The 22,187-nt window shown below is 53.4% G+C and carries 17 protein-coding genes; 9 read left to right on the top strand and 8 right to left on the bottom strand.

Translation table 11 applies throughout. The features are described from left to right. Positions 1–77: 77 nt before the first annotated feature. Together tsf and rpsB are read right to left on the bottom strand one after the other, a co-directional pair. Positions 78–929, bottom strand: a complete 852-nt coding sequence (tsf, locus tag ACLJPE_RS15000) for a translation elongation factor Ts (protein WP_000808106.1) — start codon at positions 927–929, stop codon at positions 78–80. A gap of 257 nt (positions 930–1,186) precedes the next feature. Then, on the bottom strand, positions 1,187–1,912 hold the full coding sequence (gene rpsB, locus ACLJPE_RS14995; RefSeq protein ID WP_000246886.1) for a 30S ribosomal protein S2: 726 nt from the start codon (positions 1,910–1,912) through the stop codon (positions 1,187–1,189). A 450-nt stretch (positions 1,913–2,362) separates the two neighbouring features. On the opposite strand from rpsB, the gene map reads away from it, so the two are divergent. The 3 genes from map (at position 2,363) to dapD (ending at position 6,921) form a co-directional block, all read left to right on the top strand. Next, entirely contained in the window at positions 2,363–3,157 is a 795-nt protein-coding gene (map, locus tag ACLJPE_RS14990; RefSeq protein WP_039513821.1) for a type I methionyl aminopeptidase, read from the top strand. 237 nt (positions 3,158–3,394) lie between these two features. Continuing rightward, positions 3,395–6,067 (top strand): bifunctional uridylyltransferase/uridylyl-removing protein GlnD, encoded by a 2,673-nt coding sequence (gene glnD / locus ACLJPE_RS14985; protein WP_039513824.1) that lies wholly within the window; start codon positions 3,395–3,397, stop codon positions 6,065–6,067. A gap of 29 nt (positions 6,068–6,096) precedes the next feature. After that, positions 6,097–6,921: a 2,3,4,5-tetrahydropyridine-2,6-dicarboxylate N-succinyltransferase gene (gene dapD / locus ACLJPE_RS14980; RefSeq protein WP_001186676.1), complete on the top strand. Its 825-nt coding sequence runs from the start codon at positions 6,097–6,099 to the stop codon at positions 6,919–6,921. Positions 6,922–6,957: 36 nt separating this feature from the next. Here dapD and ACLJPE_RS14975 read toward each other — a convergent pair whose 3' ends face one another. Beyond that, complete coding sequence (locus ACLJPE_RS14975) at positions 6,958–8,259, bottom strand: MFS transporter (RefSeq protein ID WP_000017177.1); 1,302 nt, start codon at positions 8,257–8,259, stop codon at positions 6,958–6,960. 246 nt (positions 8,260–8,505) lie between these two features. On the opposite strand from ACLJPE_RS14975, the gene ACLJPE_RS14970 reads away from it, so the two are divergent. After that, on the top strand, positions 8,506–8,892 hold the full coding sequence (locus ACLJPE_RS14970; protein WP_000272193.1) for a DUF3461 family protein: 387 nt from the start codon (positions 8,506–8,508) through the stop codon (positions 8,890–8,892). Between the two features lie 185 nt (positions 8,893–9,077). After that, positions 9,078–12,047 (top strand): putative mucin/carbohydrate-binding domain-containing protein, encoded by a 2,970-nt coding sequence (locus ACLJPE_RS14965; RefSeq protein WP_039513827.1) that lies wholly within the window; start codon positions 9,078–9,080, stop codon positions 12,045–12,047. A gap of 121 nt (positions 12,048–12,168) precedes the next feature. On the opposite strand, the gene cdaR is transcribed toward ACLJPE_RS14965, so the two are convergent. The 3 genes from cdaR to dgt all read right to left on the bottom strand — a co-directional run bounded on the left by cdaR (position 12,169) and on the right by dgt (position 16,552). Next, the gene (gene cdaR, locus ACLJPE_RS14960; RefSeq protein WP_000929420.1) at positions 12,169–13,326 is read right to left on the bottom strand and encodes a DNA-binding transcriptional regulator CdaR; all 1,158 of its coding nucleotides are present in this window, start codon (positions 13,324–13,326) and stop codon (positions 12,169–12,171) included. A 151-nt stretch (positions 13,327–13,477) separates the two neighbouring features. After that, a complete protein-coding gene (gene degP / locus ACLJPE_RS14955; RefSeq protein ID WP_000753958.1) occupies positions 13,478–14,905 on the bottom strand; it encodes a serine endoprotease DegP in 1,428 nt (475 codons plus the stop codon). A gap of 129 nt (positions 14,906–15,034) precedes the next feature. Beyond that, positions 15,035–16,552 (bottom strand): dGTPase, encoded by a 1,518-nt coding sequence (gene dgt, locus ACLJPE_RS14950; protein WP_000146450.1) that lies wholly within the window; start codon positions 16,550–16,552, stop codon positions 15,035–15,037. An 84-nt stretch (positions 16,553–16,636) separates the two neighbouring features. Here dgt and mtnN point away from each other — a divergent pair, with 84 nt between their 5' ends. From mtnN to ACLJPE_RS14935, 3 genes are read left to right on the top strand one after another with little or no spacing between them, the layout of a single operon-like run. Beyond that, a complete protein-coding gene (mtnN, locus tag ACLJPE_RS14945) occupies positions 16,637–17,335 on the top strand; it encodes a 5'-methylthioadenosine/S-adenosylhomocysteine nucleosidase (RefSeq protein ID WP_000689822.1) in 699 nt (232 codons plus the stop codon). Continuing rightward, entirely contained in the window at positions 17,328–18,128 is an 801-nt protein-coding gene (gene btuF / locus ACLJPE_RS14940; protein WP_001118843.1) for a vitamin B12 ABC transporter substrate-binding protein BtuF, read from the top strand. The genes mtnN and btuF overlap by 8 nt, the downstream gene beginning before the upstream one ends. Positions 18,129–18,164: 36 nt before the next feature. Then, the gene (locus ACLJPE_RS14935) at positions 18,165–18,788 is read left to right on the top strand and encodes a TRIC cation channel family protein (protein ID WP_000964234.1); all 624 of its coding nucleotides are present in this window, start codon (positions 18,165–18,167) and stop codon (positions 18,786–18,788) included. Positions 18,789–18,888: 100 nt separating this feature from the next. On the opposite strand, the gene erpA is transcribed toward ACLJPE_RS14935, so the two are convergent. After that, positions 18,889–19,233 carry an iron-sulfur cluster insertion protein ErpA gene (gene erpA / locus ACLJPE_RS14930; protein ID WP_001278668.1) on the bottom strand — a complete coding sequence of 115 codons (345 nt, stop codon included), beginning with the start codon at positions 19,231–19,233 and terminating at the stop codon, positions 18,889–18,891. Between the two features lie 81 nt (positions 19,234–19,314). Then, positions 19,315–20,736, bottom strand: coding sequence for a H(+)/Cl(-) exchange transporter ClcA (gene clcA / locus ACLJPE_RS14925; RefSeq protein ID WP_000845430.1), 1,422 nt, complete (start codon positions 20,734–20,736; stop codon positions 19,315–19,317). 169 nt (positions 20,737–20,905) lie between these two features. On the opposite strand from clcA, the gene hemL reads away from it, so the two are divergent. After that, positions 20,906–22,186 (top strand): glutamate-1-semialdehyde 2,1-aminomutase, encoded by a 1,281-nt coding sequence (gene hemL, locus ACLJPE_RS14920; RefSeq protein ID WP_000045251.1) that lies wholly within the window; start codon positions 20,906–20,908, stop codon positions 22,184–22,186. Position 22,187: the final 1 nt, after the last annotated feature.

Below are 22,187 nucleotides of genomic sequence, written 5' to 3'. Positions count from 1 at the left end.
GCGCAGACGCCAAGCGTCGGCTGATTTTACAAGAGAGGCGCAAAAAGAAGCCGCCCTCAGGCGGCTCCTCAGGAAAATCAGGACTGCTTAGACATCGCAGCAACTTCTGCTGCAAAGTCAGTCTCGACTTTCTCAATGCCTTCGCCCACTTCAAAGCGGATGAAGCCAGTCACGTCAGCGTTGTGCTCTTTCAGCAGTTGGCCAACAGATTTGCTCGGTTCCATGACGAAAGGCTGACCAGTCAGAGAAACTTCGCCGGTGAATTTCTTCATGCGGCCTTCAACCATTTTCTCTGCGATTTCTTTCGGCTTACCGGACTGCATCGCGATGTCCAGCTGTACCTGGTACTCTTTCTCTACCACGTCAGCAGACACGTCTTCCGGCTTAACGAATTCCGGCTTGCTTGCCGCAACGTGCATCGCCAGCTGTTTAACCAGCTCTTCGTCAGCGCCTTTAGCAGCAACCAGAACGCCGATGCGCGCACCGTGCTGGTAAGAACCCAGAACGTCGCCTTCCAGGGAAGCTACGCGACGAATGTTGATGTTCTCGCCAATTTTCGCTACCAGAGCAACGCGCTCTTCTTCGAACTGCGCTTTCAGGACTTCTACGTCAGTGATTTTGCCAGCAACAGCGGCGTCCAGCACTTTGTCAGCAAATGCCTGGAAGCCAGCATCTTTAGCCACGAAGTCAGTCTGGCAGTTAACTTCCAGAATGAAAGCGACGTTACCGTCGATTTTGGTTTTGATTACGCCGTCAGCAGCCACGTTGCCTGCTTTTTTCGCCGCTTTGATAGCGCCGGACTTACGCATGTTTTCGATTGCCAGCTCAATGTCGCCATTCGCTTCAGTCAGCGCTTTTTTGCAATCCATCATGCCTGCGCCAGTACGCTCACGCAGCTCTTTTACCAGGGATGCGGTAATTTCAGCCATTCTAAAATCCTCGAAAGATTTGATCTGCCCGGCATCAAACCGCACAGATATAAAAGTGAAAAAGGGGGCCATATACAGGCCCCCTAACCAAACGTGATACTACCTGGTCTATAAGGGCTCTCCCCTTCATATTTCGAGCCGCAGGTGCGTTGCCTTCACTCGCTCATCCCGGTCACTTACTGATGTAAGCTCCCGGGAATTCTCGAGCTTGCCGCCTTCCTGCAACTCGAACTATTTTAGGGAGTTATCAAGCCTTATTACTCGGCTTCTACGAAGCTTTCTTCCGCCTGGGAAGCCAGATCCTGAGAACGGCCTTCACGAACGGTTGCAGCGACAGCGCCCAGGTACAGGCTAACAGCACGGATTGCGTCATCGTTACCCGGGATAACGAAGTCAACGCCGTCCGGATCAGAGTTGGTATCAACGATAGCAAATACCGGGATACCCAGGTTGTTCGCTTCTTTGATAGCAATGTGCTCGTGGTCAGCATCGATAACGAACAGAGCGTCCGGCAGACCGCCCATGTCTTTGATACCGCCCAGGCTGTTTTCCAGTTTCTCAAGCTCACGAGTACGCATCAGCGCTTCTTTCTTGGTCAGCTTTTCGAAAGTACCGTCCTGAGACTGAGTTTCCAGGTCTTTCAGACGTTTGATGGACTGACGAACTGTTTTCCAGTTAGTCAGCATACCGCCCAGCCAGCGATGGTTCACGAAGAACTGGTCGCAGCTGTTAGCAGCTTCTTTCACCGCTTCGCTTGCAGCGCGTTTAGTACCAACGAAAAGGATTTTACCTTTACGAGCAGAGATCTTGTTCAGTTCAGCCAGAGCTTCGTTGAACATCGGTACAGTTTTCTCAAGGTTGATGATGTGAACTTTGTTACGCGCGCCGAAGATGAACGGCTTCATTTTCGGGTTCCAGTAACGGGTCTGGTGACCAAAGTGAACACCAGCCTTGAGCATATCGCGCATGGAAACAGTTGCCATGATTTAAAACCTCTATAGATTAAGTTGGGGTTATGCCTCCACGTATCCCATATTACCGACCCCAAAGGGCACCCCGGAATATGTGCCGATACGTGTGTGTTGTTACACAAAGTGAGATTTGTCGCTCCCGTCCATCGTGTGTAGTCTTCGAATGGATCGGAAGTCCGGCGCGCTTTATACCACAAATACGCCACCGACACCAATAATTGTTGGCACTCAGTGCTGAATTGAACGATGAATTTCGTGTTACAAGCAGGCGGCAAATTTTTGCATCCCCTGGAGCTTACGGCCAGTAAGTGACTGGGGTGAAAAAATGTCGCCAACGCACTTGTGGCACGAAAGGCGAAGTTCAGAATGATTCTCAATTTGGCAGGGTACACCCCTGACTGATACCATTGTCAGCACTTACACAATTATTGCCGAAATCATCGGCACTGATGGACAGAATTCATGGCTATCTCAATCAAGACATCTGAAGACATCGAAAAAATGCGCGTCGCGGGCCGTCTGGCAGCCGAAGTGCTGGAAATGATCGAACCGTATATCAAACCGGGCGTCACCACCGGCGAACTGGACCGTATCTGTAACGATTACATCGTTAACGAACAACACGCGATCTCCGCCTGCCTCGGCTACCACGGCTATCCGAAATCCGTCTGTATCTCTATTAATGAAGTGGTGTGCCACGGCATTCCGGATGACGCTAAACATCTGAAAGATGGTGATATCGTCAACATCGACGTGACCGTGATTAAAGATGAATTCCACGGCGATACCTCGAAGATGTTTATCGTCGGCAAACCGACCATTCTGGGCGAGCGTCTGTGCCGCGTCACGCAAGAGAGCCTGTATCTGGGCATCAAAATGGTGAAACCGGGCATCCGCCTGCGCACCATTGGCGCCGCCATCCAGAAATATGCCGAAGGCGAAGGTTTCTCCGTGGTACGTGAATACTGCGGACACGGTATTGGTCGCGGCTTCCATGAAGAACCGCAGGTGCTGCATTATGATGCAGACGATGGCGGCGTCGTGTTGCAGCCTGGCATGACCTTTACCATTGAACCGATGCTGAACGCCGGGGATTACCGTATCCGCACCATGAAAGACGGCTGGACGGTAAAAACCAAAGACCGCAGCTTGTCTGCTCAGTACGAGCATACTATTGTGGTAACGGAAAACGGCTGTGAAATTCTGACGCTGCGTAAAGATGACACCATCCCGGCGAGCATCACACACGACGAATAATGTTTTGCCTGATGGCGATGCCTTCGCATCTTATCAGGCCTACAAATTACACCTTTACTCAAAATCATTCGAGTTGCCTCAAGGCGGCAAGAGAGTGAATCTTCAGGAGCGTACATAAGTACGTGACTGGAGTGAACGAGCGCAGCCAACGTAGAAGCAACTTGAAGGATGAAGAGTAAATACGTAGGCCGGATAAGGCGTTCACGCCATTATCCGGCTTTTTAATGGGTGGCGCATATGAATACTCTTCCTGAACAGCACGCGAATACCGCACTCCCCACCCTCCCTGACCAGCCGCAAAACCCTGGCGTCTGGCCGCGCGCTGAACTGACCGTCGCCGGTATCAAAGCCCGCATCGACATCTTTCAACACTGGCTGGGCGAGGCATTTGACAGCGGCATTTGTGCTGAACAGCTTATTGAAGCCCGAACCGAATTTATCGACCAGTTGTTGCAACGCCTGTGGATTGAGGCCGGTTTCGGTCAGATTGCCGATCTGGCGCTGGTCGCCGTCGGCGGCTATGGACGCGGCGAACTGCATCCGCTTTCCGATATTGATCTGCTCATTTTAAGCCGCAAAAAGCTGCCCGATGAACAGGCACAAAAGGTCGGCGAGCTGCTGACTTTATTATGGGACGTCAAGCTGGATGTCGGGCATAGCGTACGTACGCTGGAAGAGTGTCTGCTGGAAGGTCTGTCTGATTTAACCGTTGCGACAAACCTCATCGAAACGCGCCTGCTGATCGGTGATGTTGCTCTGTTTCTGGCACTGCAAAAACATATTTTCAGCGAAGGTTTTTGGCCGTCCGACAAATTTTACGCCGCCAAAGTAGAAGAGCAGAACCAGCGCCACCAGCGCTATCACGGTACCAGCTATAATCTGGAGCCGGATATTAAAAGCAGCCCCGGCGGCCTGCGCGATATCCATACATTGCAGTGGGTCGCCCGACGTCACTTCGGCGCTACCTCGCTCGATGAGATGGTGGGATTCGGCTTTTTAACCCCCGCAGAGCGCGCGGAACTCAACGAGTGCCTGCATATCCTGTGGCGCATTCGCTTTGCGCTACATCTGGTGGTCAGCCGCTACGATAACCGCCTGCTGTTCGACCGCCAGTTAAGCGTCGCTCAACGCCTTAACTACAGCGGCGAGGGCAATGATCCGGTTGAGCGGATGATGAAAGACTACTTCCGAGTTACGCGCCGGGTGAGCGAACTTAATCAGATGCTGCTTCAGCTATTTGACGAGGCGATTCTGGCGCTGCCTGCGGATGAAAAACCACGTCCTGTTGACGATGAGTTTCAACTGCGCGGCACGCTCATTGATCTGCGTGACGACACGCTGTTTATCCGCGAACCGCAAGCGATCCTGCGCATGTTTTATATGATGGTGCGCAATAGCGCGATCACCGGCATCTACTCTACGACGTTACGCCACTTGCGCCACGCCCGCCGCCACCTGAGCCAACCGCTGTGTTACATCCCGGAGGCGCGCACTCTGTTTCTTAGTATGCTGCGCCATCCCGGCGCGGTCAGCCGCGGCCTGCTGCCTATGCATCGCCACAGCGTACTGTGGGCTTATATGCCGCAGTGGTCGCACATCGTCGGACAAATGCAGTTTGACCTGTTCCACGCATACACGGTGGATGAACACACCATCCGCGTAATGCTCAAACTGGAGAGCTTCGCGAAAGAAGAGACGCGCCAGCGCCATCCGCTATGCGTCGATCTCTGGCCGCGGCTTCCCCATCCGGAACTGATCCTGATCGCCGCGCTGTTCCACGATATTGCGAAAGGACGCGGCGGCGACCATTCGGTACTGGGCGCGCAGGATATACTCACCTTCGCCGAACTGCACGGTTTGAACTCACGCGAAACGCAACTGGTCGCCTGGCTGGTGCGCCAACACCTGCTGATGTCAGTCACCGCCCAGCGCCGCGACATCCAGGATCCGGAAGTCATCAAGCAGTTTGCCGAAGAGGTGCAAACCGAAACACGGCTGCGTTTTCTGGTCTGCCTGACCGTCGCGGACATCTGCGCGACCAACGAAACCTTGTGGAATAGCTGGAAACAGAGCCTGCTGCGCGAGCTGTACTTCGCCACTGAAAAACAGCTCAGACGTGGAATGCAAAATACGCCGGATATGCGTGAGCGCGTGCGTCACCATCAGCTTCAGGCGCTGGCGCTGCTGCGAATGGACAATATTGATGAAGCCGCGCTGCACAAAATCTGGACCCGCTGTCGCGCTAACTATTTTGTTCGTCATAGTCCAAATCAGCTCGCCTGGCACGCACGCCATTTATTGCAGCACGATCTGAGCCAACCGTTAGTGTTGCTCAGTCCGCAAGCCACGCGCGGCGGAACCGAAATTTTTATCTGGAGTCCGGACAGACCCTATCTGTTTGCCGCCGTCTGCGCCGAGCTGGACAGGCGTAATTTAAGCGTCCATGACGCGCAGATCTTTACCACTCGCGACGGCATGGCAATGGATACGTTTATCGTTCTGGAACCAGACGGCAGCCCGCTGGCGGCGGATCGCCATGACGTTATTCGCACCGGTCTTGAACAGACCATTACGCAGCGTAGCTGGCAGCCGCCGCAGCCGCGTCGGCAACCGGCAAAGTTACGGCACTTTACGGTCGAAACGGAAGTCAATTTTTTGCCCACCCATACCGACAGAAAATCATTCATGGAATTGATCGCGCTCGATCAACCTGGTCTGCTGGCCAGGGTCGGACAAATTTTTGCCGATCTGGGAATTTCGCTTCATGGCGCCCGAATTACAACCATTGGTGAACGAGTAGAAGATTTATTCATAATCGCCACAGCGGATCGGCGCGCACTTAATAATGTGCTGCAACTTGAGGTGCAACAACGGTTGACAGCGGCCCTCAATCCAAACGATAAAGGGTAGTGTGTTTATTTATATGAAAGAGTTTAACAATGCAGCAGTTACAGAACGTTATTGAGACCGCTTTTGAGCGCCGCGCCGATATTACGCCGGTTAATGTAGATACCGTGACCCGAGAGGCGGTAAACCAGGTCATTTCTCTACTTGATTCCGGCGCGCTGCGTGTCGCAGAAAAAATCGACGGTCAGTGGGTCACTCACCAGTGGTTGAAGAAAGCGGTTCTGCTCTCTTTCCGTATTAACGATAACCAGGTTATCGACGGTGCGGAAAGCCGCTACTTCGATAAAGTCCCGATGAAATTCGCTGATTACGACGAAGCGCGTTTTCAGAAAGAAGGCTTCCGCGTCGTTCCGCCTGCAGCCGTTCGTCAGGGCGCATTTATCGCCCGCAACACCGTGCTGATGCCGTCTTACGTTAACATCGGCGCCTACGTTGACGAAGGCACCATGGTTGATACCTGGGCGACGGTGGGTTCCTGCGCGCAGATTGGTAAAAATGTTCACCTTTCCGGCGGCGTGGGTATCGGCGGCGTACTGGAGCCGCTGCAGGCTAACCCGACCATCATTGAAGACAACTGCTTTATTGGCGCGCGTTCTGAAGTCGTGGAAGGCGTCATTGTCGAAGAAGGTTCCGTCATTTCCATGGGGGTATACCTCGGCCAGAGCACCAAAATCTACGATCGCGAAACCGGTGAAGTTCACTATGGCCGCGTACCGGCGGGCTCCGTGGTCGTTTCCGGCAACCTGCCGTCAAAAGACGGTAAGTACAGTTTGTACTGCGCGGTGATCGTGAAAAAAGTCGACGCCAAAACGCGTGGCAAAGTGGGCATTAACGAATTACTGCGCACTATTGATTAAGCGAGTGAAAAGCGGGGGCGACAGCCCCCCTTTGCATTACGGCGAATGCGGTAACACGGTTTCCGGCGCAATCTTTGCCGCAAATGCCGAAGCCAACGCAGTCAAAACGACATAACCGGCAACCAAAGTCCAACTGTTATCATAGACTGCGCTTAACGCTTTAGCGATAAACGGCGTGAATCCCCCTGCCACAACCGCCCCCAACTGAGCGCCAATTGATGAACCGCTGTAGCGTACAGGCGGATGAAACAGTCCGGCGAAAAAAGAAGGTTGCACGGCATTCAGTGAATTATGACCAATGTTAATAAGCAGAACGTAGCCCATTGTCATCAGTATGAGCGAACGGCTTTCCAGCAGCCAGAAAAAGGGAAAAGCCATTGCCGCGACAAAAAGCGCGCCGAAAATATACACCTGACGGCAGCCACGCCGATCCGACATGATGCCAAATAGCACGTGCATGGGATACGCCAGCAGACAGGTGAACATTACAATGTACAGAATAGTCAGGCTGGCAATCCCAAGCTGCGTCGTCGCCCAGGAAACCGCGAAGACGGTGGCAAGAAAAAAGGGAACGCTTTCCGCAAAACGTAGAATTATAATCAGCAAAATGCTGCGCCATTGCTCTCGTACCACTTTGACCACCGGCCTTTCTTCTTTTTGCTGCCTATGATTAATGGCCTGCTGCTTTTTAAACGCACGGAAGACAGGCGTCTCATCCAGACGATGACGCATATATAATCCAGGCAGCACCAAAAGCGCACTGAGCAGAAAAGGAATACGCCATCCCCACAATAACAACGCCTCCTTCGGTAATTGGGTCACGACTATAAATGCGCCTGTCGCCAATAATTGTCCCGTGAGTCCTCCTGTTTGCGATAGCGCGCTTAACCGCCCCCGGTGCTTTCCAGCAGCATATTCCACGACCATTAACATGGCGCCTCCCCATTCGCCTCCAACCATAAATCCCTGCAGAAAACGCAGAATAACCAGTAAGGCAGGCGCCAGCGCGCCAATACTGGCGTAAGAAGGCAGGCAACCGATGAGAAACGTGACCGCGCCCATCCCCCCTAACGTGATTAATAACGTGTTTTTACGCCCAAGCGTATCTCCCCTGTTGCCAAAAAATAGCGCGCCCAGCGGCCGGGAAATAAATCCCACGCCGAAACTGGCAAAAGAAGATAACGTTGCAGTCAATGGGCTGGCGCCAGGGAAAAAAAGCGGGCCAAATACCAGCGCGCTTGCCAGGCCGTATAATAGAAAATCATAATATTCAATGGAGTTTCCTATCCAGGCGGAAATCACCACCCGGCGAATAGTAGCATTATACGTTCCGGACATAGACTCCGCCTCTCAAGGTTATCGACCACTACCTCCGGTCAATTTTCCACACTGACCTCAAACGCTTTCTCTATAAACGGAATATCGCGTTGAATTACTTAAACTATCAATAACCACCGCCCTTTTACTCATGACGTTGCCGAGACGTCTTCTGCGATCAACCGCGCTTTTTTTGTATCCATTGGTGGCGAAAAACCAACTTTTCGTTAATTATTCAAAAGTTATAGTGTGATGAAGGATACCGCTATGTATGACAATCTAAAAAGTCTGGGCATTACCAATCCTGAGGAAATCGATCGTTACAGCCTGCGGCAAGAAGCCAATAACGATATCCTGAAAATCTATTTTCAAAAGGATAGAGGTGAATTCTTTGCTAAAAGCGTGAAGTTTAAGTATCCACGCCAGCGTAAAACGGTGGTGGCCGATGGCATCGGTCAGGGTTATAAAGAAGTACAGGAGATTAGCCCTAACCTACGCTATGTGATTGACGAGCTGGACCAAATCTGCCAGCGCGACCGCTCAGAACTCGATCTCAAACGTAAGATCCTCGACGACTTGCGCCACCTGGAAAGCGTCGTCGCGAATAAGATCAGTGAAATCGAAGCCGATCTGGACAAGCTTACCCGCAAATAAAAAAGCTGCCGGGGCTTCATTTCGGGCCCCTCTCACTCTGCTGCTCCCTCTCATCCACCTCACGGCTACCACCATTTTTCATCACTATGCCTCACAGCGGCTCAATACATATCATTTCGTTATCCTGCTGTATTTATTAATAAAAATAAAAAGCTATGTTCATCCTCCCTATTTATGGAGGTTATATGACTCAGGAAATCACGCTAACATGTTATTCGCTGCCTGCGGCCCCCGGACTGGATAACATCAAATTTGAAAAGGGGCGCGAGCACGACCGCCAGGTGCTGGGATTTATTCTGCCAGCGAATACGCAGCTGCAAATCCGCCAGCCAAATAACAACGCCGGTAACGCCAGACTCCGTCTGCTGTGCAATGACTCAGCGTGTGAGAAATCGCTTACGCTGAACGGCAACTGGCAAACGATCAGCACAACGGTCGATTCCGTTCCCTTTATTGATACCCTCTTTTTTGCGCAGGGCGGCGAGTTTTCGGTGATCTACCGACAGCCAACCAGCAATAAAAATTTGCCACACTGGCGTAAGGGGCAATCCGAAGACGCTTTTTTCCAGACCTGGGAAGAACAGGCGTCGCCTTTTGCCCTGCTGGAACTGGACCGCGTGCGTTTTCTGCTGCCCTGGGCGGATCGCGCTAATGTCATCAACGCCGGTATCACCGCGCTGGATGCCTACTATACGCGAGTGATCGACGCCTATAATGACTGGACTGGTCTCAGCGATAGCCCTGCTTCGCCGCTTAATCAAAATGTCGCTAACCGCTATTTTATTAAAGCGGATAAACACGGCGTCGGCGCGGCTTATTATCTCCCCTGGTGGTGCGCGCAAACGGCTGCAACATTAAGCCAGGGGTGGATCGATAATGTCGCCACGCAGTGGACGATTCTGCATGAAATCGGTCACGGCTATCAGGGCGTCTTTATGAATGACGTCGACCTGCCAGTCGGTGAGGTGTGGAACAACATTTACGCCGCGTTTTTCCAGCAGCTTAATCTGAACCAGGGGAACCATCTTTATACCGACGGCTGGCTCTACAATTACGGACGGCAGTCTGAGCAGGAATTGCAATTCATTACCTATCTGCGGAATCGCACGCCGGTTAGCGCCTGGGGCGTCCGCCCCCGCCTGCAATTTCTGATGCTGATGTTATTTAAAGGCGGAACAGAAGCCTTCCGGGTGTTTAACCAGAACTACCGCGAGCTGGGTGCTGACGAAAACTTTTTGCCCTGCGAGCATCGCCTGACCGATCTGCTGGCGGACGCCATCGCCACAGCCTCAGGTTATGACGTCGCGCCGTTTATTCAGCTGTGCGGCTTACCGGTCGATGCGTTCACCCGCGAGCAGATCGCCGCACAGGCGGTAAAACCCGTCTGGCCGCTTTACGATCTGCTGCCGGAGCGCGAATGGGAAAGCGCGCGCCAACAGTTAGGGCTGGACTCTTTTGTCTGGCTGGTTGAAAACGCCGAGCTGGCGGCGCTGAACAAAACGGGAACGCTCACGCTAACGCTGAATATCGATCAGCCGGAGCAACTTTATGGACGCGTCTTAACGCTACACGACAACGCCGGCAGCACATATACATTGCCCGTCAACGACAGTACGCTCACGTTAACTCCCCTGCCCATTGGCATTTACCATCTCACCCTGCCCAAAGGGCGATCGCAGAAATACCGCCCGGACACGGACTATGTGGTTATCCGCGAAGGGGAAAACGCACTTACCGTTAATTTCACCGCCTTGCAGGACAGCGCCGCGCATAACGAGCAGTTGATTTTCCTCGGCTACGGTGACATGCCCTTCGCCCGTTTAGCCGTGGATCATGAGGCCAGACAATTAGTTCTGGATATCACGAACGCCACGCCGCACAGCTACTTCGCGAATACGTTATACGCCAGCATAACGGTGTTAACCGCCAGCGGCGAAAAGGTTTTTGAACGTAAGATGAACGGAACAAACTGCGCCACCGGAAAAATTGTGGTGCCGTTTAGCGACCACTACCACCTTTATCTTTATCATGCCGAGCCTGGCCGCCTGAAAGCCTCGCCGGGCTATCTGACATTGGTCTCGTCGACGAAATATCAGTTACTGCGTCTTGATAGCGAAGGGCTTTATCATTTTTCGCTCAACAACGATCCTGTCGCAGATCTCCAGGCTATGTTTATCCATCGCGCAGATGCTATCCGCGCCTGCCCTTCATTAATGGCGCAACCTTATGCCGCTTGCAAAAACGATCTCTGGCTGATGCTCTCCCACATTGAAGAGCCGACCCGTAGCGCGTTAATGCGCGACAGCGTTGATGTGCTGCCGGCGGATAACAGCGAGCCGGGCGAAGGCATCGGTAAAGGCGTGACGTTGCAGTTACGCGGACAAGGCGACAGAACGTTTTGCCAGCTTGCTTACGATAATCGGCAACAGCGCATGACAATAGAAACACAGGCCGATCAGCCTCATCCTTACTATACCGCGACATACAGCACGCTCACGGTGAAGGAGGAGTCCGGCGAGGTTATCTATAGCCGTCATTATGATGGCATCACCCACTATCCAGCCGATAGCGATACGGTTGTTTTGCAAGCGGGAATGTACATTGAGCTCTTCCATGACGAACCTTACCGTTGCAGCGCCATCAATGAAACGACCGGGCAAAACGTCACGCTGAAAAAACACAACCGCTGGCGCGTGGTGAGCGATGGGCTGGAGGTCGACTCACCGGAACAAACGGAAGAGAAAAATACCTCCGATGCTGCCGCATTATATGGCGATAAATTCAGCTGGCAGCTTATTGGCAAGGAAGAAAATGGTTTTGCCAGTATGGAAATAGACATCCGTGCGCAACAATTTATCTTTACCGCATACCCAATTGCGCCGCATAGCGACTTCGCAACGGAATATGCGGCAGTGACGATTTATAATACGCGCGGTACGGTGGTTTACCGTCAGTCGATAAAAGGTTCGGTGCAGCTTGGCGGCTATACTGACGTCTGCGGGCTGGATGAGGATTATACGATTGAGGTCTTTCATGCCGAGGGCGCAGACCAGTCGGTTATCCGCAACCCGCTCAATGGCGAAAGCTGGCCGCAGCCGCAACACGTGATCTGGCAGGTCACGGCGCGGGGATTGCAGCGCCTGACCACGAATTAACCCCACCCCATCACAGCGTCTTCGGGCGCTGTGAGATTACGTTGTCGAATGGCGGTTTTGCCTAATCCGGCCTACTACTTCGCCCAAGTCCCCTGGTCTGGTCAGCGAAGCGCCGCCGGACTTAACGCTGTTCATCCAGTTGTAGCGCCACATACAGCAACAGCCGATCGTCAAAATTTCCCAAATCCAGCCCGGTCAGTTCCGAAATACGATTTAGCCGATATTCCAGCGTGTTACGATGAATAAACAGCGCCTTAGAGGTCGCCAGCGGCTGGACATTATGGCGAAACCACGCCGTCAGCGTCCGACGTAATAATCCGTTGTTATCCATCGCTTTGAGTTTTACCAGCGGGCGCGCCAGCTCATTGGCCTGCCAGCCGCCACGCAGGCTATCTAACAGAACCGGCAGCATCAAATCCTGATAAAAATAGCTGCGGCTTTCTGGCATCCGCTGTTTGCCGACCATCATCGTGGTGCGCGCCGTGCGGTATGAGCGTGCAATACTGCCCGGCCCGGTAAAGTAATTGCCCAGCGCCACGCGAAAACGTAGCTGACCATTCTCTTTCATTCGCGAGATAAGCTGCTCTACGCGCTTACGATGATCTTCAGCATCCCAACGACCAAACGAGTTTAAAGCGGGTTTGAGCACCACCATCTCGGTGAGAGACACAATGGCTATCAGGTTGTTACGCTCCGGCGTGGTAAGCGCATTCTGCAACTGCTGAAGTTCCGCCATTGCGCTATCGACGCCAAGCTGGCCGCTATCGACTTCCACCACCGCCGCCACACGTGGCTGGTTCAAATCGATCCCCAAACGCTGCGCCCATTCCACCAGCGCCGGCGTATTTTCTTCGGCCTGAATCAGGTTCATCACCAGCTCTTCGCGCAAACGGCTATCCTGCGCCAAAAGGTGCATTAACCGCGACTGCTCCAGCATCATTTCGGCAGTCATACACACCAGTTCGCCATATTTACGCAGATGCTCTGGTTCGCCGGTGAGACCGATCACGCCGACAATTTCGCCCTCAAGGCGTAAGGGAAGATTAATCCCCTGACGTACCCCGTGCAGGTGTCGCGCCACGGCGTCGTCGATATCCACAACCCGGCCCTGCGACAGCACTAACAGCGCGCCTTCGTGCAATTCACCAATACGTTCCCGATCGCCGCTGCCGATAATACGCCCGCGGGCATCCATTACGTTGATATTGGTATCGATGATGCGCATAGTGCGCGCCACGATATCCTGCGCCATTTTGGTATCAAGATGCCAGCCAGCCATAAATCCCTCCTGTGAGCAGAGCACAAGCATAAGGAAGATGACAAGTCTCGACATTGTGCAAATGCACAAAACGGTGCAAATAAGTATGGAGTTGTGGGGGGTTTCACAGAAAAGTGTTGCCCCCTTCCATGGCGGAAGGGGACAAAGGTGATTACTGCATCAGCAAATAAATAGAACTATCACCACGCTGAATATTCAGCGCCAGCACCGACGGCTTGCTGTCGAGAATTTTACGCAGCTCGGCGATATTTTTCACCGGCTGCTGGTTAGCGCCGATAATGACATCGCCTTTTTTGAGGCCAATTTGCGCGGCGGGTGAATTCGCTTTCACGCTGCTCACCACAACGCCTTTATCCTGGCCTTTATTGCTCATTTCAGCGCCTTCAATCCCGCTGAAGATGGTGCTGGAATCAACCTGACTCTGGCTGCTCTGCTGCAGTTCCAGATTAACCGTAATCGCTTTACCTTCACGCAGCAGACCGAGGCTGATTTTGCTGCCGACCGGCATAGTGCCGACCTGAGCGCGCAGCGCCGCAAAGCTGCTGATCGGTTTACCGTTCAGCGAGGTAATGACATCCCCGGCTTTGATACCCGCTTTCGCCGCGGACGAATTCGGCATCACCTGGCTGACGAACGCGCCACGCTGGGCGTCGACTTTCATCGCTTTCGCCAATTCGGAATTCAGCTCAGTCCCCATGATCCCCAGTTCGCCGCGTTTCACCTGGCCGTATTCCACCATCTGCGACGTCAGGTTTTTCACCATGTTACTGGGGATAGCGAAGCCGATACCGATGTTGCCGCCGTCCGGCGCCAGAATCGCGGTGTTAATACCGATCAGCTCACCGTTCAGGTTCACCAGCGCGCCGCCGGAGTTACCGCGGTTAATCGCGGCGTCGGTCTGAATAAAGTTCTCGTAATTTTCTACGTTCAGGCCGCTACGCCCCAGCGCCGAAACGATACCTGACGTCACCGTTTCGCCCAGACCAAACGGGTTACCAATAGCGACGGTATAATCCCCCACGCGCAGCGCGTCGGAGTCCGCCAGCTTAATCGCCGTCAGGTTCTTCGGATTCTGAATTTGAATCAGCGCGATATCAGAACGTGGATCTTTGCCCACCACTTTAGCATCGAATTTACGTCCATCGCTAAGCTGTACTTTAATCACGCTGGCGTTATCAACCACGTGGTTGTTGGTAACGACGTAGCCCTTTGCGGCGTCAATAATTACGCCGGAGCCCAGCGCCATGAATTTCTGTTGTTGACCGCCGTTGCCGCCGTTACCGCCGCCCTGGCAGAACGGAGAATTCTGGAACGGAGAACCGTCCTGGCAGAACGGGGAGTCATCGCCAAAGAACTGCTGGAAATTACGCGGCATACGCGGCGTATTCACCGTGGTGCTACCTTCTACATTAATACTGACCACCGATGGCATCACTTTTTCGAGCATCGGTGCCAGGCTTGGCATCTGCTGGGCAGTCATTGCTGAAGAGGACGTTTCAGCCGCCGTGGCAGACAGAGGCGACAATGCCAAACCTAAACTCAGAGCCAGTGCACTCATTGCTAATGTGGTTTTTTTCATGTGTTTCAATCTCGATTAACAGGTAACGCAAAATTGCTGTGTACGTCAGATTCATTTTATAACGCGAAGTTCCGGAACAAAGTTTCTGGAAAAAGTAAAAATTTATTGTCCATCTTTACAAAAGTCCATTTACTGTTCGACCGCCATCAAACGCCGATATTCATCCCATGCGTAAAGGTCAGTCATCCCGCTGATATAATCCTGAATCAACCGACAGCGATAATAATATTCCAGTACCGGGTACTCCGCCGAATCCGTAGGTAATTTACTGACGACTTCCACGTAGGCCAAACGATGGCGCGTAGAAAGTTTCTGAAATAAGCGCGATTCTATGGGGAAGCGTTTCAACCGTTCTTTTTCCACCAGCTCGCGAAAGTCGTTAAGCGACAAACTTAATAGCGGCTGATAGATATCTAATAACCCGCTGATCACCCGGTATCCCTGTAGTTCAAGCTGTTCTACATCCGGATGGCTAAACACATGTTCAACCGCCACATTCTTATAGAGTTCAAGCAGGCGGCTAAAACCGCTGGCATCTTCCAGCAACGCCTGATTGAAGGTACCGGCAAAAATCTGCGGCAAATTATCAATAAAACGCTGAGCGGCATAGGGCACCAGTTTATTTAATGTATTTACCCGTAAATACATAAAAAACTGATCTTCGGTACTGCGGCTTAATGTATTGGCGCGTGATTTTTCCCACGCATTTCCTACCACCAGCTCAAACAGCGAATCCTTCTCATGGTGGCCCCACGCGTGATATAAATGGTGGTAAAGCTGCTCAACGCTAAAGATTCTTTTCTCTACCGCGTCTTCAAGATCGGCAACACAATAAGAAATATCATCTGCGGCTTCCATAATCCACGTTAATGGAAAGCGACTGTAAGGCGCTAACTGCAGTTCTTTACGTAACCTCGCAATATACTTCTCTTCAGAAAGATAATAGCCCGGTTTCTTCATTAAATAGCGATGGGAATCCGGCACCGGCCCTCGCCACCATGCCGGACGGGTATATTTTAAAATTCCGCCAACCTGCGCCCAGGTAAGATTCATCCGCATGAGCGTATGTACCAGACGAATTCCCTGTGCATTGCCTTCAAAATGGCAGATATCCTGACGTACCTTGCGGCGAATATCGTTCAGATTTTCTTCGCCTTCCTGTAACCGTAGCGAGGAAACCACACAGCGATCATGCGTGAGCGGCTGACTTTCCGCATCTTCCGGATGCAGCCGCTGACGAAACCAGTCATTGATCGCCGCCTCGCCAAAATGACCGAACGGCGGATTACCGATGTCGTGCATCAGGCAGGCCATTTCCACAATACTTTCAAAGGGACCGGTCAGCGCATCCAGACCGTACTCCTCCAGTCGGTTTTGCTCTTTCAGGCGGCTTAAAATCTCTTTCGCGATATAACGCCCTACCTGCTGCACCTCCATCGAATGCGTCAGGCGAGTACGCACCGCGGCATTGCGCTCCAGCGGGAAAACCTGCGTTTTTTGCTGCAAACGGCGTATAGCCGGAGAGTTGATAATCCGCCCGCGATCGCTTTCAAAAATCCGCAGGATCTCATGTTCCGTCTTTACGCCCTGCGGTGAACGATAACGACGATGCCAGTTAATTTTATTTCGGAAATCGATCGATGCCATATCCTCTCCCCGCCTGAGAAATGCGCTTCCCCATAAGCGCATGATAAACTATGCCCTCAAAACTGACTTATCGCGAGTAAATCTATGAAAATCGGCATCATTGGCGCAATGGAAGAAGAAGTTACGCTGCTGCGTGACAAAATTGACAACCGTCAGACGATTACTCTGGGCGGCTGCGAAATTTACACCGGCCAGTTGAACGGCACCGAAGTGGCGTTGCTGAAATCTGGTATCGGTAAAGTCGCGGCGGCGCTGGGCGCAACGTTGCTTCTGGAGCACTGCAAACCGGACGTGATCATCAATACCGGTTCCGCAGGCGGTCTGGCGTCCACGCTGAAGGTCGGCGATATCGTCGTCTCTGACGAAGCGCGTTACCACGACGCTGATGTGACCGCTTTCGGCTATGAATACGGGCAATTACCGGGCTGTCCGGCCGGATTTAAGGCCGATGATAAACTGATCGCCGCCGCGGAATCCTGCATCAGAGAGCTGAATCTGAACGCGGTACGCGGCCTTATTGTTAGCGGCGACGCGTTTATTAACGGCTCCGTCGGGCTGGCAAAAATTCGGCATAACTTCCCCGACGCGGTCGCCGTAGAGATGGAAGCCACCGCTATCGCACACGTCTGCTATAACTTCAACGTGCCGTTCGTGGTGGTACGCGCTATTTCTGACGTGGCCGATCAGCAATCGCACCTCAGCTTTGACGAATTCCTCGCGGTGGCGGCGAAACAGTCGACTCTGATGGTCGAGACGCTGGTACAGAAACTGGCGCATGGCTAAGCAAATGTTCAGGGCGCTGGTCGCCCTGCTGCTTACGCTCCCGGTGTGGCTTTACGCTGCGCCGCGCGTCATTACCCTCTCTCCCGCCAATACGGAGCTCGCTTTTGCCGCCGGGATTACGCCCGTTGGCGTCAGCAGCTATTCCGACTACCCGCCCGAAGCGCAAAAAATAGAACAGGTCTCTACCTGGCAGGGAATGAATCTGGAACGCATTGTGGCGCTGAAGCCGGATCTGGTCGTCGCCTGGCGCGGCGGTAATGCGGAACGCCAGGTAAACCAACTGACGTCATTAGGTATTAAGGTCATGTGGGTGGACGCGGTAACCATCGAACAGATCGCCGACACGCTCCGTCAACTGGCCGCCTGGAGCCCGCAGCCGGAAAAGGCTCAGCAGGCAGCGCAGACATTGCTAAACGAGTACGCCGCGCTCAACGCCGAGTATGCCGGTAAAGCTAAAAAGCGCGTCTTTCTTCAGTTTGGCATGAATCCTCTGTTTACCAGTGGTAAAGGGTCTATTCAACATCAGGTTTTGACGACCTGCGGCGGAGAAAACGTCTTTGCTGACAGCCGCGTGCCGTGGCCGCAAGTCAGCCGTGAGCAGGTGCTGGCAAGGCATCCCCAGGCTATTATCGTGGCCGGAAAAGCGGGCGAAATTCTCAAAATTGAACAATACTGGGGAAACCTGCTAAAAATTCCGGTTATTCCGCTTAACAGCGACTGGTTTGAACGCGCAAGCCCGCGTATTATCCTCGCCGCAAAACAACTCTGTAATGCGCTTTCACAGGTGAATTAGAGCCTGTCTTACCAGGCTCCCAGTGGGGATTCGACAATGCTCGTCTATTGGCTGGATATTGTAGGCACGGCTGTATTTGCTATCTCTGGCGTGTTGCTGGCCGGGAAATTACGTATGGACCCGTTCGGCGTCCTGGTGCTCGGCGTCGTTACTGCCGTCGGCGGCGGGACAATCCGCGATATGGCGCTGGATAACGGCCCGGTATTCTGGGTTAAAGATCCTACCGATTTGGTCGTCGCCATGGTCACCAGTATGCTGACCATCCTGCTGGTTCGCCAGCCAAGACGTCTGCCGAAATGGATGTTGCCGGTACTGGATGCGGTCGGGCTGGCGGTGTTTGTCGGCATTGGGGTGAATAAAGCCTTCCTCGCTGAAACGGGGCCATTAGTGGCAGTCTGTATGGGCGTGATTACCGGCGTCGGCGGCGGGATTATTCGCGATGTTCTGGCACGCGAGATTCCCATGATCCTACGCACCGAAATCTATGCCACGGCCTGTATTATCGGCGGGATTGTTCACGCCACCGCGTTTTATACGTTTTCAGTACCGCTGGAAAGCGCCAGCATGATGGGTATGGTCGTCACGCTGTTCATTCGGCTGGCGGCCATTCGCTGGCATTTGAAATTGCCGACGTTTGCACTGGATGAAAACGGACGTTGATATTGTTTTGCCCGATGGCGCTACGCTTATCGGGCCTACAGGAAAGATGTTGTAGGCCGGATAAGACGCTCGCGTCGCCATCCGGCACAACGAACAGCAATCAAATGCTGAAGGAAGAGCCACACCCGCAGGTACTTTTCGCATTCGGGTTGGTTACAATGAAGCGGGAACCTTCCAGACCTTCGGTATAATCCACCGAACCACCCACCAGATACTGCAAACTCATCGGGTCAACCACCAGGCCAACGCCCTGTTTTTCGATGGTCATATCCCCTTCGTTCACCTGATCGTCAAAGGTAAAACCATACTGGAAGCCGCTGCAACCACCGCCGGTGATATACACGCGCAGTTTCAGATTCGGATTATCTTCGTCAGCGATAAGACTTTTTACTTTATTCGCTGCTGCGTCGGTAAACTGCAGCGGCAGCGCTACGTCATCACTCATATTTTGCTCCAAACGACATCGGTAATTGGATAAATTTTCACCCAATATTGGCAGTCATTATCTAATACCCTGGTAATTCGTTCAAGTATTCTCGCCCGCAGGCGCATTCTGGTTTTTCGCCGCCTGTTCCGCATCCTGCTTCGCCAGAGTGCGCGCCAGGATGGTTGAGTATAACGGTTTCCCGCCCAAAAACTGGGCTAATAGTGTCGCGCCAAGACAGGTGATAATCATTGGCAAAATGAGCTGGTAGTTATCGGTCATCTCCAGCACCAGCACAATCCCCGTCAGCGGGGCGCGCACCGACGCCGCCATCAGCGCCCCCATCCCGGCAATCGCAAAGGTACCGGCCTCCAGGTGATACTGCGGAAAAAGCACTGCCGCCGCCATACCGAAGGCCGTACCAAGCAGCGTTCCCAGCGCCAGCATCGGGGCGAAAATGCCCCCCGGCGCGCCGGAAGAAAAGCAAAGCAGCGTCGTGACCACCCGGGTAATAAAGATGAACAGCAGTAGCCCGACGCTAAAATTACCTGCCGCGGCGATAGGAATAAGGTTAAATCCGCCGCCTGCCGCTTCCGGCTCAATCAACCCCAGAATACCGCACAGGCCGCCGATCGCGCCGCCCATAAGCACCCATTTTTTAATTTCGCCGCCATGAAAGCGCTGAAACATATCCTGGGTACGCAGCACCAACGAATTAAATACCGGCCCGACGCAGCCAAAAATAATACCGAGGATAAGGTATAACCACAGCGTGTTAACCGGCGCATCAGACAGTTTGCCGACTTCAATAATCGGCGCTTCGCCGTTAAATATGCGGAACACAATGCTCGACATGATGACGCCGGTAAACACCGCTTTAATCGAAATCAGGTTGTAGCGAAACTGCGGGCGCATCTCTTCAATAATAAACAGGATACCTGCCAGCGGCGCGTTAAACGCCGCAGAGAGCCCCGCCGCCGCGCCGGTCGCCAGCAACGTATGCCGCGCTTCGGCGCTGCGCATACGAAAAACATCCAGCACCATGCGCCCCAGGTTGCCCCCGATTTGTACCGTTGGCCCTTCGCGCCCTAATACCATTCCTGCGCCCAACGTCCCCATCCCGCCGATAAACTTCACCGGCAACACGCGCCACCAGCGCACCGGACGTAACTCCTCCAGCGCGCCTTCAATTTCCGGGATACCCGAGCCGCCGGCTTCCGGCGCAAATTTTCGTACCAAAAAGTAGCCGACCATCGCCAGTAACGCCGAAAGGATAAAGGCCAGCGGCCAAAGCAAAAACGCATGGTCCGCGACCTGAACCAGCGCGCCAATGCGCATGTTTTGTACCCAGGAAACCGCCTTTTCAAAGGCGACGCCAACCAGTCCGGTAAGCGTGCCGACAACGGCCGCCATGAACAGGATGGCCAGCGGCGTTTTATCCCGCTGCATTAACCGGCGAATCTGATCTCTGCGCCGTAAGCGCACAATTTGCTGAGCTAAAAAGGTGGAAGTGTCTGTTTTCATCAGAAGATCATTAATTGGTAATACAAATCTAAAGTCGGCATTCTACTCGCCAACGCCGTGAAAATCCCCTGCAAATCGTATTGTTTCAAATGCGTAAAACTTTCATAACCTTCTCTGAATAACTTAGAATAGCGGGTATTCACTTTTTCTACGAACCAGGAATCTTTCCATGAGTAAGTCTGAAAATCTCTATAGCGCGGCCCGCGAGCTGATCCCCGGCGGTGTGAACTCCCCTGTTCGCGCCTTCACTGGCGTGGGCGGCACCCCGCTGTTTATCGAAAAAGCGGACGGCGCGTATCTGTACGATGTCGATGGCAAAGCGTATATCGACTATGTCGGTTCCTGGGGGCCAATGGTACTGGGGCATAACCACCCGGCTATCCGCAATGCGGTGATCGAAGCTGCGGAGCGCGGTTTAAGCTTCGGCGCGCCAACCGAAATGGAAGTGAAAATGGCGGAACTGGTCACCAACCTGGTGCCGACCATGGACATGGTGCGCATGGTGAACTCCGGTACCGAAGCGACCATGAGCGCTATTCGCCTGGCGCGTGGTTTTACTGGCCGCGATAAGATTATCAAATTCGAAGGCTGCTACCACGGCCACGCAGACTGTCTGCTGGTCAAAGCCGGTTCTGGCGCGCTGACGCTCGGTCAGCCGAACTCACCGGGCGTGCCGGCAGATTTCGCGAAACATACGCTGACCTGCACTTATAACGATCTGGCGTCAGTGCGCGCGGCGTTTGAACAATATCCGCAGGAAATCGCCTGTATCATCGTCGAGCCGGTGGCGGGCAATATGAACTGCGTCCCGCCGCTGCCGGAATTCCTGCCAGGTCTGCGCGCCTTGTGCGATGAGTTCGGCGCGCTGCTGATTATCGACGAAGTGATGACCGGTTTTCGCGTAGCGCTGGCCGGAGCCCAGGATTACTACGGCGTCGTGCCGGACCTGACCTGTCTGGGTAAAATCATCGGCGGCGGGATGCCGGTAGGCGCGTTTGGCGGTCGTCGCGATGTAATGGATGCGCTGGCGCCGACGGGCCCGGTTTACCAGGCGGGCACCCTTTCCGGCAACCCGATTGCGATGGCGGCCGGTTTCGCCTGCCTGAATGAAGTCGCCCAGCCCGGCATTCATGAAACGCTGGATGAGCTCACCACCCGTCTGGCGGAAGGTTTGCTGGAAGCTGCCGAAGAAGCGAATATTCCGCTGGTCGTCAACCACGTCGGCGGCATGTTCGGGATTTTCTTCACCGACGCTGAGAGCGTAACCTGCTATCAGGACGTGATGGCGTGCGACGTTGAACGCTTTAAGCGTTTCTTCCACCTGATGCTGGAGGAAGGCGTGTATCTGGCGCCATCGGCGTTTGAGGCGGGTTTTATGTCGGTCGCACACAGCATGGACGACATTAATAGTACTATTGACGCCGCGCGCCGGGTGTTTGCGAAATTGTAAA

It is taken from the genome of Salmonella sp. SAL04196, from assembly GCF_046550835.1.
Taxonomy (GTDB): Bacteria; Pseudomonadota; Gammaproteobacteria; order Enterobacterales; family Enterobacteriaceae; genus Salmonella; species Salmonella enterica.
Note: the sequence above shows the minus strand (reverse complement) of the source record. Positions and strands in the feature narration are given on the sequence as shown.

Coding starts and splice junctions, on each gene's coding strand:
- tsf (WP_000808106.1), bottom strand. CDS start 929: ATGGCTGAAATTACCGCATCCCTGGTAAAAGAGCTGCGTGAGCGTACT.
- rpsB (WP_000246886.1), bottom strand. CDS start 1,912: ATGGCAACTGTTTCCATGCGCGATATGCTCAAGGCTGGTGTTCACTTT.
- map (WP_039513821.1), top strand. CDS start 2,363: ATGGCTATCTCAATCAAGACATCTGAAGACATCGAAAAAATGCGCGTC.
- glnD (WP_039513824.1), top strand. CDS start 3,395: ATGAATACTCTTCCTGAACAGCACGCGAATACCGCACTCCCCACCCTC.
- dapD (WP_001186676.1), top strand. CDS start 6,097: ATGCAGCAGTTACAGAACGTTATTGAGACCGCTTTTGAGCGCCGCGCC.
- ACLJPE_RS14975 (WP_000017177.1), bottom strand. CDS start 8,259: ATGTCCGGAACGTATAATGCTACTATTCGCCGGGTGGTGATTTCCGCC.
- ACLJPE_RS14970 (WP_000272193.1), top strand. CDS start 8,506: ATGTATGACAATCTAAAAAGTCTGGGCATTACCAATCCTGAGGAAATC.
- ACLJPE_RS14965 (WP_039513827.1), top strand. CDS start 9,078: ATGACTCAGGAAATCACGCTAACATGTTATTCGCTGCCTGCGGCCCCC.
- cdaR (WP_000929420.1), bottom strand. CDS start 13,326: ATGGCTGGCTGGCATCTTGATACCAAAATGGCGCAGGATATCGTGGCG.
- degP (WP_000753958.1), bottom strand. CDS start 14,905: ATGAAAAAAACCACATTAGCAATGAGTGCACTGGCTCTGAGTTTAGGT.
- dgt (WP_000146450.1), bottom strand. CDS start 16,552: ATGGCATCGATCGATTTCCGAAATAAAATTAACTGGCATCGTCGTTAT.
- mtnN (WP_000689822.1), top strand. CDS start 16,637: ATGAAAATCGGCATCATTGGCGCAATGGAAGAAGAAGTTACGCTGCTG.
- btuF (WP_001118843.1), top strand. CDS start 17,328: ATGGCTAAGCAAATGTTCAGGGCGCTGGTCGCCCTGCTGCTTACGCTC.
- ACLJPE_RS14935 (WP_000964234.1), top strand. CDS start 18,165: ATGCTCGTCTATTGGCTGGATATTGTAGGCACGGCTGTATTTGCTATC.
- erpA (WP_001278668.1), bottom strand. CDS start 19,233: ATGAGTGATGACGTAGCGCTGCCGCTGCAGTTTACCGACGCAGCAGCG.
- clcA (WP_000845430.1), bottom strand. CDS start 20,736: ATGAAAACAGACACTTCCACCTTTTTAGCTCAGCAAATTGTGCGCTTA.
- hemL (WP_000045251.1), top strand. CDS start 20,906: ATGAGTAAGTCTGAAAATCTCTATAGCGCGGCCCGCGAGCTGATCCCC.